Raw genomic sequence first — 16,049 nt, 5'->3', positions numbered from 1 at the left:
AGTCAGTGGACTAAATAATGCGATGAGTCTTAGCAAATAGAGCGAGAGGGTTTGCAATATCCTCAGCAAAACGTAAGTTCTTTTCTCTATCTTCAAGGTCAATCATTTGCTGATTATTGTTTAGTTGAATTCGATTTAGGCAAGTGCGGGCGAACGAGCTGCAATACAGATCGTAACGTTGATATTTCGCATCAAATTGTGGGTGTTCTTGTTGGTAGTCTTTGACTGAATCGGCAACTATCTCCCAAAAATCAGATTCGCTAACCTGAGTTTGTTGCTCAAGCAATGGAGCGATGAATCGGAAAATACAATCAAAAATATCGAGCAAAATGTAGTTAAGTTTCATTGGGTCTTCAAGATCAACCGCCAAGCAATTCATGTCATTTGGTAGGGGTTGTTCTCCATTTAAAATAGCCACTTCTTCCCCGATGTCTTTCATGATTATTTTGATTGGGGTGTTGTCTTCAAGTACTAAAATTAAGTTTTCACCGTGTGGCATAAAGACAAGGTCATAAGCAAAAAAGCTATGCAGAAGAGGTTGTAAATAAAGATCCATGTACTGCTTAAGCCAGTTATGATCAGACAACGGCGAATCGGCCATTAACGCTGATATCAGGCTTTTTCCTTGGTCATCAACATGCAGTAATGCAGCCATTGTGAGTAGTTTTTGCTGCTTGTTTACCAATACATTGCCATGTTTATCTGGTGCGTATGGGCTTTCACGCCATAAAGAAGAAAGCATTTTTTTATAAGGATTGTCAGTACGAGTGGCTTGCTCATAGTAGCTGTGGTGATAGCCAATTGCCGCGACTTCTTTAAGAACAAAAAATTGCTTTTTAGCAAAGTAGGGATCGGTTTCAATGAGGTTTGCAATGAACGTATTGATAGCCGGTGTTCGGCTCATGTAGTACGGAGATAACCCACGCATGAAGCCCATATTTAAAATCGATAAGGCGGTTTTCACATAACACTTTTCTGGCGAAGAAAGGTTAAAAAAGGTTCGAATAGATTGCTGTGCTTGATACTTATCTTCCGTCGTGCCAAGAGGAACTACATATTGATTGGCGATATCAGCGGCGAAGATACGTGATATTTTTTCTCGCCATTGCCATGGGTGGATAGGCATTAAGTAATAATGTGATGGTTCAAGCCCTTGCATAGAGAGTTGTTGATTGAATTCATTCAGTTGTGATTGACCTAACTCATCAAAAATTAGGCGGTCGTAGCTTAATGATTCGATGACGGCAAAGCTTGTTTTTTCACGCAGCACTGCAATCCATTGTAAATTTAATGATTGTCCACTTTCTGGTGAAAATTCAATATGATCTAACATATCAAAGCCAATTCTGCCGTTATTCGCAATGAATACTGGATGACCTTCTGTCATGGCAGCTTCAATCTCTTGGTAGCTTGCATTCGCTAATTGAGCTGAGGTCTTATTTTGGTGCATGAGTTTATAGGCTTTGCTGTATAGCGTGCTAGTGATTTCCTCTAAATACGTAGGTAACAATGCATCACTGATCTCAAGAAGGTGGCGACAAGAAAGAATAAAAGAGACGGCATCAAGAGGTTGGTTTTTATCATCTTTAGTGCAAGCGATTGATTGTGGCTCAACAAATAAATGATCGAGTTGATATTGGCGTGCACGAAAGAGGTATTCAGACGTTCCCGTATCTGAGTTGAAGGTGATACACCAAGAGGCGGCTTGCGCATTTGATGCATCATCTAATTTTATCGGTGTGATGATTTGCTCATGGCTCAACTCGGTGATCATTTTCGCGATTAAATGTTGATTCGCTTTATGCCAATACTCTGTCGTTAAATGAGAAGTGGCGAGTGATAATGATGGATTTTTACTGCTATTTTTCATTGAAGATACTTTCCCTTGTGACTGCAAAAATTGTGACTTAGTAGCAAACCCTAATTTTGCGGTTTTGCTGTTAAGTGGAACGATTTGACTGTACTCAATACCTATTGAGTGGTTTAAACGGTGCACTTTCTCGTTTTGGATATCCGGTTCAACAACGAGCCTTGTAAAAGGTAGGTGTTCTAAAATTAATGACGAGATTGCGGTAATGACGTTTTGACTTAAACGATGCTCTGGAATATCAACGGGAGCGATAATCAAGTGCATGCCACAGTCACCTTCTTGAACTGGGTAATGCTCACCTATTTCGTCTTTCGCTGGATGATATAGCTCGGTATAAAACAGTATTTTTCCGCGTTTTAGTCCCACCAGTCCAAATTTATGGGCTGTGTTTTTTAGCTCAACTTTGCGCTGATCTTCGGTAAGTTCATTCATTCCCCAATACGAGGAATAACTCTGAGATAACCATTGATTAATAACGCTAAAATCGGTGTCTTCGTTGTAATTTCTGAACTCAAATTCAGAGATATTGATTAATTGGTCTTTTTTTGGCGCGTAACGATCCGTAAAGCTACATTGAGCTTTGGCTGTGAAATCTGTCATCGTTATCTCTTTATTAGAGTGAGTGTTCAGTGGTTGCGTTATATAAATGACTTTCGCAATTTGGAGGAGAGAATTGCTGAAAGGCGATGGATTTTTCTACTTTGTAGTGGGTTCTGCCAAGTACCTGATTCAAAATGGTCGCGTTTCTATAGCACACCATTCCAAGATCTGGGGAAGTCAGCCCATGAGTATGTAAGCCAACGTTTTGTACGAAGATTTTGTTGTTTCTATCAACGCTGTAGTTTCGCTGAACATCAAGTTCTCCATGTGAATCAAAGCGTAAATGCGCGCAAATGCCATCTAGAAATTGAGGTAATTGATATACATAACCCGTTGCCATCACAATGTGTTGAGTCTGTAGTTCGAAATTATGTTGAGTTTCAGTGTGCAGACAATTAAGCGTTACCTGTGATTGTTCACTTGATAAAGAGTGAACAGAAACGTTCGTCATCATTTCAACAGTAAAGTCATGTGATAACTGTTTAATGTATAAAAGATCATAAATATCATTAATCAAATCGGCGTTAATGCCTTTATATAGATGCTTTTGTTTCTGGATTAATACTCGGCGTTGCTCTGGTTCAAGTTGATGGAAATAGTCGATGTATTCTGGTGACGTCATTTCCAATGTGAGTTTTGTATACTCCAATGGGAAGAATCGAGGAGAACGCGTTAGCCAACGAAGACGGTACTTTTCTACGTCGATGTCGGTTAATAAATCATAGAAAATCTCAGCCGCACTTTGACCACTACCAACAACCGTGATGCAGGTAGACGCTTTTAATTCTGCTTTATTCATTAGGTAGTGAGCTGAGTGGGTCACTTTCGGTTCCTGTTGACTACAAAAATCAGGCAGGTAAGGCTGTGTCCCAGTGCCGAGAACTAAATGATGGCAGTAATAAGTTTCTTCACGATCCAGTAAAGTGTTTTGTGTTTTTACGCAATATATCGCCTCATTTTCATCATAATCAATATGGGTGACGCAGCGATTAAACGTTAGGTTTGATAGGCGGTTACAAGCCCATTGGCAATAGTGGTTGTATTCTTCTCTGGCTAAAAAGAAGTTTTCTCTTATATAAAAAGGGTACAGACGATCATTTAATTTTGCGTAGTTAAGAAAACTGTATTCATTGGTTGGATCAGCCATTGTGACAAGGTCAGACATAAAAGGCGTCTGTAATCTTGTACCCTCTAACATCATCCCCGGATGCCAATCGAAGTGGCTGCGAGCATCAAGAAAAATGCTTTTACAGTCAGGAACAGAGGAAGAAAGGGCGGCAAGGCTAAGATTAAACGGACCAATACCGACACCTAAAATATCGTATATATTTTTATTCACTGGATATCCTTTTTTATTAGGCGCTTTGTTTTACGTTGGTAAGCAGTTGCTTTGTGATTGAATGACCACACGTATTAATGGCTTCAAATACGGCAACGATGCTGTCCACGGGGGTTTGAGGGTTTAACATCGTTATTTTGAGATATTGACGACCTTTAACCACGGTTGCTGCGATTAACGCTCTTCTTGATTTAGAAAGTGCCTCTCTAATCGCCCTGTTGCAGGTGTCCTGTTCTGTCGGGGTAAGGCGTTGGTCGACGAATCTAAATACCAATGTGGTCAGTTGTGGCTCTTGAACAAACTTAATATCGGTTAGGTGCTGACTGCGTTGATAGACCTCTTGAGTATTAAGGATTAAGTCATCAAATAACTTACCGATGGCTTCTGGCCCGCAAGCTCGTAAAGTAAGCCAAATCTTTAAAGCGTCGAATCGTCGTGATGTTTGAAGACTTTTGTTGGCAAGGTCAGGAATACCATTATCGGCTTGGTGTTTTGGATTTAAGTAATCGGCATGATAGGTAAGATGAGAAAGAGATTGACCATTACTCACCATAAGGGCTGAGCAGCATAAAGGTTGGAAAAATGATTTATGAAAATCGATGCTAACAGAATCGGCTTGTTCAATACTTTTCAATAAGTGAGGAAATTTATTTGAAATCAGTAATACGCCACCGTATGCCGCGTCTACATGCAACCAACATTGATACTGCTGACAAAGAGAAGCTATCTCTTCGATAGGATCGATAGAACCAAAATCGGTGGTGCCAGCGGTAGCAACCACCGCCATTGGAATTAATCCTTGCTCTACCAGTGATGCCAATGTTGATGAAAGCGCAGTCGGATCCATTTGTCGCTGAGCGTTAGCAGGAACACTAATTACCGCCTCTTGACCTAAGCCTAAAACGAATGCCGCTTTTTGAATACTATAATGGCTGTATTCAGAACAAAGAATACGGAATTTACTGGTATTGGTAGGTAATGATGCTTTCTTGGTGTCATCAAGTTTAGTGTTGCATTGCTCTCTGGCCAGTAACAGTGCCATTAGATTAGATTGTGTGCCTCCAGTGGTAAATACACCATCGGCAGACTTTAGATAACCTATACGGTATGCAAGCCAATCTATTACTTTCTGTTCAATGAATGTACCACCGGCACTTTGATCCCAGGTTTCAACCGCGGTATTAATCGCACAGCTAATTTGCTCAGCTAATAATGAGGTTAATAATACAGGGCAATTTAAATGCGCTAAGTAATCTTTATGATGGAAATAGACGGCATGTTTAAGGTAAAGCTCATCCAATTCATCTACAACATCATTAATATCAATTAAAGGAGAATCTAAATCTATATTTTTGAAGGCGTTCTTTAATTCTTCTGGTGAGATCCCAGAATTAGGGTGTGATGTTTCTTTTACTGTTTTAATAAGCGTGTTGAGTCCTAACTCTGTGATTTCTTTATAATGTTCTAAAGAGCTTGAATCAAAAAAATTCACATTACTTAAGAGACTACTTTGGTTAAAGAGAGTATCGTTATTGGCGTTTTTTTCAAAATATTTAGTATCCATATTTTTCTCTGTGCATTTATCAATGTTGAATGAAATCCCATGTAATTAACTGAGATGTATCATTTATCTTTGTTTCTGAGAGTGTTTGGAATCTATCATGATAAAACTCAAATGAAAATGATTATCATTTCCATGGTTGTTTTGTGGTTTTTGTTAATTTTAACTTCTACCTAGTTAGAGTAAGGCTTGAGCGGGAATTGATGAGTGAAATTTAATTTGAAAATATTTTTTTGTATTAAAAAAATGAGGTGAATTTAAGAGTTAATACCTTTTTAAATTTACGATAATAATTACTAACCCTCCGTTAAAAGAGGATGAATTACTTTTATTTTCAAATTAAACGGAAACGAATGGACTATTAATTTTATTTTCTAGTGACGATCAATATACTGTCCTTTATATCAATAAGTTTAATATAAAAACATGTGATTATGATCTAGGTATAACGTAATTTTAAAAATAACAATGAATGTAATTAAATAAGAAGAAAAGTGAATAAATAGGAAAGTTAATTATTGTTGCATGAGTTGGCATTTGCGTTTAATGGCAGTAAGGCGCCTATCATGATCGATACGGTTAGTTTATTCACAGTATTGTGCCTCTGCCGAAAGGAGTGTACTTACTGAACCATTTTGCAAATGGTTATAAGCAAGGTAGGCCATGGTACGGGCTTTGGTATTGTAGGTGAGCGCTCTGATGGTTCTTCCTGTGTTGGTTGCGTCACGAACGGGAATACCAACAAAATCCTTACAAGCTATAACTTTGACGTATTTAGCCCCCATTGTCATGGCTTTGTCGATGTTGGTATCGGTCTTTTCGGTAAAATCATAATAGAGGTTTTCTTGAGTATAACGGGCATTTTGTTTTAATGCGTTGCGGACATGCTCTTCCACTTCTAATGCCTCTATAAACGCTTCTATATCATCTCTGATGCCATCATTATTGACATCGACCCCTGTCAATGAATCACTGCGATCTAACAAAGGCTCAAATTGTTCATAAAGCACACCAAATTGGTCATTAATGGTCTCTTGTGATTGCAGTAACCCAATGAGTTCTGGCGTTTTTTCTATTACAGACTGAACGTCATCATCCGTATTGTTATTCGCATTGATATCATCGTCATCACAACCTACAAGTAATAACGGAAGAATGAATAGGTACTTTTTCATGACTAGCTCTTATTTTATAAAAAAGGCATGCTCACATGGTATTTTTTGTTAATCAATGGCTTGTGATGCAAAATTTTAATTGTGAGATAACGATGACAAATTACGTGTAGAGTTGGTCACATTTATGTCAATTAAAATTTCACACCCCCGAATAGCATTGGACAGAGTTATCTAATTAAAAAGACTATTGTGGCTACAAGTGGTTTTAAATTAAGAAAGGGGCTTGAGCAATCATTCAATAATTTACAAATGATGTTACGGGAAAAAGGGTGCAATGAACTGATGAGGCTATTGAATTGTGGAATATCGGCAAAATAATAGCCTGCTTTTACTGTTATCGAGATAAAAACAGGCTTTTTTCTCTAAAATTTATCAATTAATGTGGTGGTAAAGTTGTCTGCATTAATCGTTAAGTTTACTGCTGAGGCTTGTTCATACAGTTCGTTTAAGTTTTTTTGTACTGAAGTGATGGTCAGCGTATTGTTGTCTAAGTCGAACACTTGTTTTTGGGTGGTGTAATAAAACGCAAGAATGGTTAATGCATCAACATCGTTACGCTCTGCCGCTGCTTTAATTTTTGCGAATTTACGATAGATAAGATTGTGCAATTTTTTGATGTGCCAAACGTACATTATCTCGGTGAAATACTCGTGTGTTTTCACCTTATTAATGAGTATGACACTTGTGATTACCGCGAGGACCACACCGATAAAATTAAGATGAAAGTTTCCCGTTGATGCTGAATCAATGTCTGGTGTCGCTCCAAATAAAGCAATAAGAAGTGCCCCAAACAATAAGGCTAATCCTGCAAGGCATCCTATAAATCCAACCATGACTAGGTTTGATTTCTTACGGTAACTCTCTTTATTTATAGTTAAAATTTTCATGGGATCAGACTGTATTTCCTATCATTTTAGAGAAAGGACAGTGTACTTTCTTTTGATTAAATGAACATGAACTCTCTATATAATGACTGTATTGGTCACACTTGTTTTATGATTGGGGTTCTCCTTTATGATGTGATGGCTTTCTAGTTACCCTTGATGACGGATATTGATAATGAATGAAAAGGCATTATACTTATTTTTCAATGAGATATTTTAATCGCCACTGTTACTAATGTTGCTTTAAATAAATACCTCTCATCGGTCTTTGTTCAAAGGGTAAGGAGTCTATTATTTCTTTTAAGAAACCCATCGTGCGACTGTGGTATTCACCGTCAATTAACCTTGGTTGTCGTATTACCACCATCATTATCTTCATATTTTTGGTCGCTTTTTTATGTAATCAAATGAGTGTTGCGGTGACGCTTATTATGACATTTGCTGCGGCTTTTATTAGTGGATTAGATACCGCAGGCTCTAAGCGCTGGCAGCGTTTCTTTATTACCAGTGCGATGTGGTCTCTGGCTTTAGTGATCACGTATGGTTTACTTCAATTGCAGATCCCGTATTGGGTTGTCTTTTTTATCGCTGCAATTTTGTTTTCAATTCCTGCGATTAATGGGCCATTCTGGGCTCGGCTTGGGATGTCTTGCTTAGTTATTGCTGCCATGACGTTTTCGTTGTATCGCTCCGATGCTGCAGGGTATCAATATCCATTTTTGATTTTTGGTCCTCTTATTTTCTCACTCTGCAGTTGGTTATGGTTTGCGGTGTGGAAGAATTTTGCATTAAAAGTATGTGTCTCTGCCATCTATAATGATTTAGCTAATTACATTCAATTACGTGAAAACGTATTGTCTGGTAAGCAGTACGATGACGTCGAAATTCGAAATAATAAACACGCACTTGTTGGGCTACTGAGACAGGCTTTTCAATCTGAAGCGTTCATGTCAAAAAAGCATAATGAAGCCCTTATATTTACTGACCTGTATTTAGCTCAAGATTTGTTTGAAATTATATTGAGTAGCCACACAACTAACCCTGCTTTGTTAGAACAGTTTAAAACGGATCCTGAGAAACACGCCGCGTTAGTGAATTGGAGCCAAGAATGCCAAGCGTTATTGCAGACTAAATCGTTGCAAATATTATCAAACGCGAAAAGAGAAGCGGTATCATCCTCTCTCTTAGAAAAAGCGGAACAGTTAGCGGGTTTAGTGAAACAAGAGGGCAGTTCACGAATTGAGCACTGGGCATATACTATCGTTCATATATCGCAGCGTATTGTGGATGATAAGCCCGTTTATGATCGTTCTTACCAAATCCAACCGTTTGAATTTACGTGGCGTTGGCCGACACTCACTCATCCTATTTGGCGTTATGTTTTTAGAGTAGGGGTGATTTTTAGTGTTGGTACTGGTATTGCAGAATATTATGATGTAACAAAACCTGAGTGGGTGGTGTTGACGATGATAATGGTGATGCAACCTAGTTTTCTTGCCACTAAAAGCCGTATTTGGCAGCGCTGTTTAGGGACGATCTTAGGGGGAGGATTGGCTATCTTAATTTTAAAATTAGGACTTCCTGTTTTTGTATTGGGTGGCATTGTTTTGTTTTTGCTTCCTTTCTCGATGTTGAACATCATGAAGAACTATTCATTGGCTATTGGTGGTATAACCATGCTGCTGATTATTACGTATCAACTTTTAGCTCACCAAGGGTTAGACATCGTTTTCCCTCGATTGCAAGATACGGTGTTAGGTAGCTTAGTGGTATTAATAGGGTCTAGTATTCTTTGGCCACAATGGAGAGGAAAGGAAATCCGATTGCAGGCCATAAAAGGAATCGAAAGCGCCCAAGATTTTTTATTGTATGCGAATCACTTGTTGTTTAATGCCGATGAAAAATACGATGTTGCAATGCTTGGCGTTAAACGAGCTGCTTTATTAACGGCAGAAAGTGATTTAGAGTTGGTGTTCTCTGAGATGCAAAAAGAACCTCAATATACGCATATCGATATTGAATATTATGAAGAGTTACTTGTGTTGTATCGTCAGCTCAGCCATTACCTTTGTCTCTTGGTTCCATTAGTTCGTCATGATGTTAAGTGTGAGGCTTTATCTCATTTACATCCTGTTATTGAACGAGCGACAGAAGAACTGCTAAGTGCCATTAAGACGGGTGAGTTTAGTGTTAATCCGATGATTAATCATGAGATGAAAATGGATACCGGATCTCTAAGTACGAAAGAACAATCTATTTATGAGCTAGTGTGGTTATCTTTGATGATGATTGAAGGTATGAATGATATCGTGATCAGTAAAATCAATACGGATTAGTGTGTCGACTATTGCGATGATCTAGCACGGGATACATTGTGTAAATCGGTTTTATTAGAAATGAAGATAGTAGGCTTGTTGCAATCATTTGCAACAAGCCTAACCCAAGCGCTGTTGACGTTATTATTTGTGTTATCGGCTTTTTTGTTTTCTAATTAGGCGCCTATTTGTTGCTTCCATAGCTTGGCATAAAGCCCGTCTTTCTCTACCAGTTCATTGTGAGTTCCGCTTTCACATACTTGGCCTTTATCAAGGACAATAATGTTATCTGCATGACGAATGGTGTTGAGGCGGTGTGCAATACTAATTACGGTGCGATCTCGACAGATTTCTTCCATATTGCTCATGATGGCGGCTTCAGAGTGATAGTCGAGTGCAGAAGTAGCTTCATCAAGTAACAAAATTTTAGGGTTTACCAGTAAGGCTCTTGTTAATGCAATACGTTGACGTTGACCACCTGATAGAGAAGCGCCTTTCTCACCAACTGGCTGATTAAAACCGTGAGGAAGCTCTTTAATGAATTCTAGAGCGCCGGCAAGTTGTGCAGCGTAGCGAACCTCCTCATCAGAAGCTTGTGGTTTACTTAGCCGAATGTTGTCTGCCACGCTCCCAGAGAAGAGAATACTTTCTTGTAAAACCACGCTCATATTGCGGCGTAGAGAGATAGGGTCGGCTATAGCAAGGTCCATTCCATCGACTAATACTTGACCATGTTGAGGAACATACAAGCGTTGTAGTAGACGGGTGAGCGTACTTTTCCCTGAGCCGGATGGCCCTGTAATACCAATGAATTGACCTGGTTTAATCTTGAGTGATAGATTGGTTAATACTTCTGGAGTATCTTCATGGTAACGGAAGCGAATGTTGCTAAATTCTATGCCACCATCGAGTTCTGGGACGGAAGCCAATCCTTGTTTACTGTTTTCTTTTGGCTCGTCAAGGATATCACCCACTCGCCTTAGGGCGATGAGAGTATGTTGAAAATCTTGCCAAATTTGAGCTAGTCGAAGAACCGGCTGAGTTACATGACCAGCTAACATATTGAAAGCGACCAATTGCCCTGGTGTTAATTCTCCATTTAGTACTGCAGTGACTCCCCACCACAGCAGTAATGCCGCCGTGATTTTTTGGATAAGTGCGATGCCTTGCCCTGCGATTAATCCTGATTTTTGAGCCTCAAAACTACGGTTTAGTTGCTGGCTGAGTATACGTTGCCATTGATGTAAGAATCGATGTTCAGTTGCTGTGGTCTTAATTGTTTCAATGCCAGTCACCGCTTCGGTTAGAAAGGTTGTGGCGCTTGCATCTGATTCGTATTCTGATTCCACTTTCTTTCTTATCAAGGGCCCTGCGATAAGCCAAAGTAAGAAATAGATTACTAATGAGCCTATAACTAACCAAGTCAGAGTGCTGGCATAATGAAACATGACGGCGATAAAGACCGTCACAAAAATCAAATCGAGTAATAGCATTAACGTTGAACCAGTCAAGAACTGACGGATCTGTGCCATTTCACGAACTCGTGCAATTATTTGCCCTGTTTGTCGCTGTTTAAAGTAAGTGAGCGGTAGGCCGACTAAGTGACGATAAAGCCGCCCTGATAACTCGGCATTAACTTGACTAGCAAGATGGCCAAAAACGGTATTACGTAAGTAGCTGTATGCAGGCTCCGCGATGGCTAATGCGAGCATGGCGATTGCGAGTACATGCAAGCTGGATAGACTTCGGCCTACCAGTACTTTGTCGATGACATTCTCAAATAATATTGGACTTACTAATGCGAATATTTGAAGTGCAATGGCATAGAAGAACACATCACGCATCTGGCTCTTTTGTCGCCAGATAGATGGTGTAAACCAACTAAGGCCAAATTTGACTTCTTTGCTGCTTAGCCTTTCATCGGCTACTAGCATCACTTTATAAGTCGATAAGTGGTTATTCGAACTGAGTTCTTTAGGCTGTTCTGATTGAGTGGCTGGATCGTATAAAAAAGAAGAACCATCAGTTGTTTTGGTGAGTACTTTCCAACCACCGTCGATTTCAATGAGAACAGGCAAAGGAAGCGTGTTTAGGTCGTTTGCTTGTACCTTTGTTACCTGACTTTTTAAGCCAATGTATTCTGCTGCTTCCCTTATTTCCATATCACTTAAATTGGCATGATTCACACCTAATGCATGTTTAAGCTGTGTACCCGTCGATTTTTTGTGAAAATGGTTGCCAGCATAAACAACGGCTTCGATTCCGTAGTTATCTAGAGCGACAGAAGCGCCGTTTGTTGTTGATAAGGTTGTATCCATACTTATCTCTCTCTTAGCGATTCCGCTTGGTATTCACGTATCGGGCTAAGTAAATAGTCGATAATGCGGCGTTTGTCTGTTTTTATTTCGGCAACAACGGACATACCTGGTGTTAGTTCAACGTGCTGGCCATTAATTGCGATATTGTTATTTTTGAGTTTTACTTGGGCTGGGAAAACGAGCCCTAAGCGTTCATCTGTAGTTGAATCACGAGAAATACTTAACAGTTCGGCTTCGATAGTACCGTAGCGGGTATACGGAAACGCATCTACTTTGATCATCACTGACTGTCCAGGATAAACAAACCCTATGTCTTTATTAAGAATTTGTATTTCGGCTTGTTGTACGAGATTCTCTGGCACAATAATCATTAAGTTTTGCGCGGGTTGAAGTACTGCTCCTAATGTGTAAATACTGAGCTGTTGAACCGTACCATCAACAGGGGAACGGATGATCTCTAATTGTTCACGTTCACGAACCTTAGACAGTTCTTGATCTAATCCTACTAATTGCAACTTCGCTTGTTTTCGTTTTTCGAGCCATTCTCTTTGCTTTTGTGCTGTGAAATTGGTTCGTCTTTCTTCGAGGCTGTAATATTGTGATTTTAAAATTTTTAATTCAGCTCGTTGTTGAGAAACTTGACGTTCTGTTTCTAATAGTTCTTTTTCTTGTTCTAGATATTCGACGTGCCCAATGACTTTATTTTGACTTAGTGTTTTCCGTGCTGCGAGTCTCTTATTAATATTTTTTTTCAATTTAATTAAGGCGTTGATATCACTTTGGCGAGCATCCTGTGATGTTGTGTTTACCTGCATTTCAGCATTGATGCTGGAAAGATTTGACTCATATTCGCGCTTCTCACTGAAATGGTTTTCTTTGATCAACGTTTGTTGTTCCTGTGGTAATGCTGCAAACATGAGGTCTTGAGATAGGGGCTGGCCGTTGTTTAACGTTCGATATCGGATGAGCTCATTAGTTTGAAATTCTGATTGAGTGATCAAACGCATAATATCTTGATTAATGCCTAAGGTATCAAGCGTAAGAAGTGGTTCGTCTTTTTTAACACGTTGACCGTCTTTAACGTGGATGATAAAAACTCGGCTTTGTTCATAAGACTGAATAACTTGTGATCGGCCATGGACAACGAAACGACCTGTCGCTGTAGCTTGGACATCCAGTTTTCCCCAATAAGCCCAAAGTAATACAACAATGACGCCGACGCTGAGAGTGATGGCTGTTATACGAGCAAACGGTGATGGGGGACGATGTGATAAAGCGAGATGCGCAGGCAAAAATTCGTAATGGTTTTCTGTTGTTTTGTTTGTTTTAAACCTGTTCAATAATCGTGTAACTATGCTGTTCATGAGGTGTATTCCTCTTTTTTGAGTTCTTGTTGAAGCTGCCATAATTGTTTGTATTGTTTACCCAGCTTTAATAACTGTTGGTGGGAACCTTGCTCGACGATATTTCCTTGGTGAAGAACGATAATTCGATCGCAATCACGTACAGTGGACAATCGATGGGCGATAGTGATAACCGTACGGCCTTTAGAAATTTTCGCCATATTGGACTGAATCAATGCTTGTGACTCATCATCAAGTGCACTAGTGGCTTCGTCTAAAATAATAATTTTTGGGTCTAAAAGAAGCGTTCGTGCAATCGCAAGTCGCTGCTTTTGTCCGCCTGAAAGAGATTGACCACCTTCTGCCAATATCGTGTCGTAGCCTATTGGTAGTTTCATAATAAACTCGTGGGCTCCTGAGAGTTTTGCGGCTTCAATCACCTCTTCCAAACTAGCTTCAGGTTTTGATTGAGCAAGGTTCTCGCAAACACTTTTGTTAAATAAGTAGTTTTCTTGTAGCACGATGCCGATTTGTTGTCGTAGCTGTTGAATGCTGATTTGGTTCAGTGGGGTGTTATCTACGGTTATCACCCCTTTTTCTGGGCTGTATAGCCGCAACAGTAATCGGGCTAAGGTGCTTTTTCCGGATCCTGATGTTCCCACAACTCCCAGAGTTTCACCTGCTTGGATATCTAGCGATAAGTCATTGAGCGTAGGAGGATCATCCGGTTGGTAGCGAAATAAAATGTTTTTGAAAGAGATAGCCCCTTGGATTGTCACCATATCTTCACCTGTATGTTGCTCTACAGGCAGATTGAGCATATCTCCTAATTTTTCTAGTGCTACACGGGTTTGAATGAACTGACCCCACAGTTCAACCATGCGTGATAAAGGTTGAGCGATGTGGTTCGTCATCATATTAAATGCGATTAATTGGCCGATGGTCATCTCTAATGACAGCACTTCTGTGGAACCTAACCATAGAATACAGACACTCGTCACTTTCTGTATGAGCTGAACGACATGACTTGAACGGTTGTTGAGTTGTTGAACCGCGTATCCAGTAGAAACCATATTTTTTGTCTGGTCATCCCAGCGACGAATGAATGTGGGCTCTACGGCTAAGCTTTTAAGAGTTTCACTGCCAGCAACGGTCTCAGTTAGAAATGAGGTATTTGCAGCAGCGTGTGTAAATTGCTCTTCTATCGCTGCTTGCATTCGGGGAGTTATCCACCAAGCGAGTAATACATAAAGGGGGATAGTTGCGATAAATAGCAAAGTTAAGGGCGCCGAAAGTAAACTCATTACGTAGATAAATACAAATATAAACAAAAATTCAACCGTTAAAGTAAACATTGAGCCAGTTAAAAATTCTCGGACGGTATCTAATTCGCGAACCCGAGTGACAATGGCTCCCACTTGACGTGTTTTGAAAAACATTAGTGGAAGACCAAGTAAGTGTTTTACCAGCTTTAGTCCAAGCTGAATATCAATACGATTGGCGGTATGCGTATATTGATATTCACGTAAACCGCGTAGTATCACCTCTACAATGCTCGTTATAACAAGTCCAAAAACGAGGACATCAAGAGTTGACCAAGCCTGATGTACAAGCACTTTATCCATTACAACTTGAAAAAAAAGAGGAGAAATTAAGGCGAGAATCTGCAACACAAACGAAAATAATAAAATTTCCCATAGTACTTTCTTGTGTTGTAAAAACTCAGGAATAAACCAAGTTATATCAAAACGAGATTGAGATTGTTTTATTTCAATCCACTTTTTATTCCAGATTGAATCTAGCTGGTTGTAGGTGATGATTTCCGGAGCTTCTTTATTCGGTCTTTGTATTAAACATTTATCTTTATTTGCTTTTGCTAGAATGAATGGAGCCCCTTGAATATCAAATAAAATTGATGGTGTTTTTACTTTATCTATTCTTTTTAATTTTGATTGTTTTATGGATATTTTAACCTTATTTTCTTTTTGTATTATGCCTAGCTCATCTTTGAAGGTATTTGCTTTATATAAATTAGAGCTATCTTTCTTTTCTTTTCTATTTCCACTAATAATACTTAAACAAAGCTGTATGCATATCAGCGTTAAGCTTTCATTTTTTGTCATGGTTATATTTCTTAGCTAATATTTTACAGTATTTTTTAAAGTTCAGAATGCTATCACTGCTTGTTATAACGTTCAACTACGAATTAACATTAATTTTTATTGTAAATATATTAATACTGATTTTTGTTTGTTTGTTTTGATTGATGGTTTTTATGATAGTTAGCTGTAATTAATGCCAAGTAAGACTGATTAATACTAGATAAGTATAATTAAGTCTCTTTATGTCTAATTGCTGATATTTAATCATTATTAAGTCTAATTAATTCAGTAGTTTAATTGTTGTGTAATTGATGGGGTAATGGTTATTAATAAATTAAATGTTTACGTTATTTTTATATGAAACTAATGTTGATAGTTTTATTTTTAGAATGTAGACTCCTAAAAATAAGACAGTAAATGGAAATGTTATAAAAATAAAATAGAACAATAAATAAAACTGTAAATAGAACAGTGAATAAAAATAGCAAACAGAACATACGTGCAATAAAAAATATAATTAAAGTATTGGCTCTAATATTGAG

General features: G+C 38.8%; 8 protein-coding genes and 1 pseudogene. 1 reads left to right on the top strand and 8 read right to left on the bottom strand.

Going from position 1 to position 16,049, the window contains the following annotated elements; all coding sequences use genetic code 11:
• Positions 1–10 precede the first annotated feature (10 nt).
• The 5 genes from A6E04_RS02745 to A6E04_RS02725 all read right to left on the bottom strand — a co-directional run bounded on the left by A6E04_RS02745 (position 11) and on the right by A6E04_RS02725 (position 7,432).
• On the bottom strand, positions 11–2,470 hold the full coding sequence (locus tag A6E04_RS02745; RefSeq protein ID WP_065609838.1) for a GNAT family N-acetyltransferase: 2,460 nt from the start codon (positions 2,468–2,470) through the stop codon (positions 11–13).
• 13 nt (positions 2,471–2,483) lie between these two features.
• Entirely contained in the window at positions 2,484–3,809 is a 1,326-nt protein-coding gene (locus tag A6E04_RS02740) for a lysine N(6)-hydroxylase/L-ornithine N(5)-oxygenase family protein (protein ID WP_017021623.1), read from the bottom strand.
• Positions 3,810–3,825: 16 nt separating this feature from the next.
• Entirely contained in the window at positions 3,826–5,373 is a 1,548-nt protein-coding gene (locus tag A6E04_RS02735; RefSeq protein ID WP_065609836.1) for a pyridoxal phosphate-dependent decarboxylase family protein, read from the bottom strand.
• Between the two features lie 581 nt (positions 5,374–5,954).
• Positions 5,955–6,545, bottom strand: coding sequence for a chromosome partitioning protein ParA (locus A6E04_RS02730; protein WP_065609834.1), 591 nt, complete (start codon positions 6,543–6,545; stop codon positions 5,955–5,957).
• 362 nt (positions 6,546–6,907) lie between these two features.
• A complete protein-coding gene (locus tag A6E04_RS02725; protein ID WP_065609832.1) occupies positions 6,908–7,432 on the bottom strand; it encodes a DUF3087 family protein in 525 nt (174 codons plus the stop codon).
• A gap of 311 nt (positions 7,433–7,743) precedes the next feature.
• Between A6E04_RS02725 and A6E04_RS02720 the strand changes: the two genes are divergently transcribed.
• Positions 7,744–9,765, top strand: a complete 2,022-nt coding sequence (locus tag A6E04_RS02720; RefSeq protein ID WP_083198882.1) for an FUSC family protein — start codon at positions 7,744–7,746, stop codon at positions 9,763–9,765.
• Positions 9,766–9,920: 155 nt separating this feature from the next.
• Here A6E04_RS02720 and A6E04_RS02715 read toward each other — a convergent pair.
• The 3 genes and pseudogenes from A6E04_RS02715 to A6E04_RS02705 all read right to left on the bottom strand — a co-directional run.
• Positions 9,921–12,017 (bottom strand): annotated as a pseudogene (locus A6E04_RS02715) (type I secretion system permease/ATPase); the annotation flags it as partial.
• Between the two features lie 47 nt (positions 12,018–12,064).
• The gene (locus A6E04_RS02710; protein WP_023602842.1) at positions 12,065–13,426 is read right to left on the bottom strand and encodes an HlyD family type I secretion periplasmic adaptor subunit; all 1,362 of its coding nucleotides are present in this window, start codon (positions 13,424–13,426) and stop codon (positions 12,065–12,067) included.
• Positions 13,423–15,528 carry a peptidase domain-containing ABC transporter gene (locus A6E04_RS02705; protein ID WP_065609813.1) on the bottom strand — a complete coding sequence of 702 codons (2,106 nt, stop codon included), beginning with the start codon at positions 15,526–15,528 and terminating at the stop codon, positions 13,423–13,425. The genes A6E04_RS02710 and A6E04_RS02705 overlap by 4 nt, the downstream gene beginning before the upstream one ends.
• Between the last annotated feature and the right edge of the window lie 521 nt (positions 15,529–16,049).

Source organism: Aliivibrio logei, from assembly GCF_001691055.1.
GTDB lineage: Bacteria > Pseudomonadota > Gammaproteobacteria > Enterobacterales > Vibrionaceae > Aliivibrio > Aliivibrio salmonicida.
This window is presented reverse-complemented; position numbering and strand designations above follow the sequence as displayed.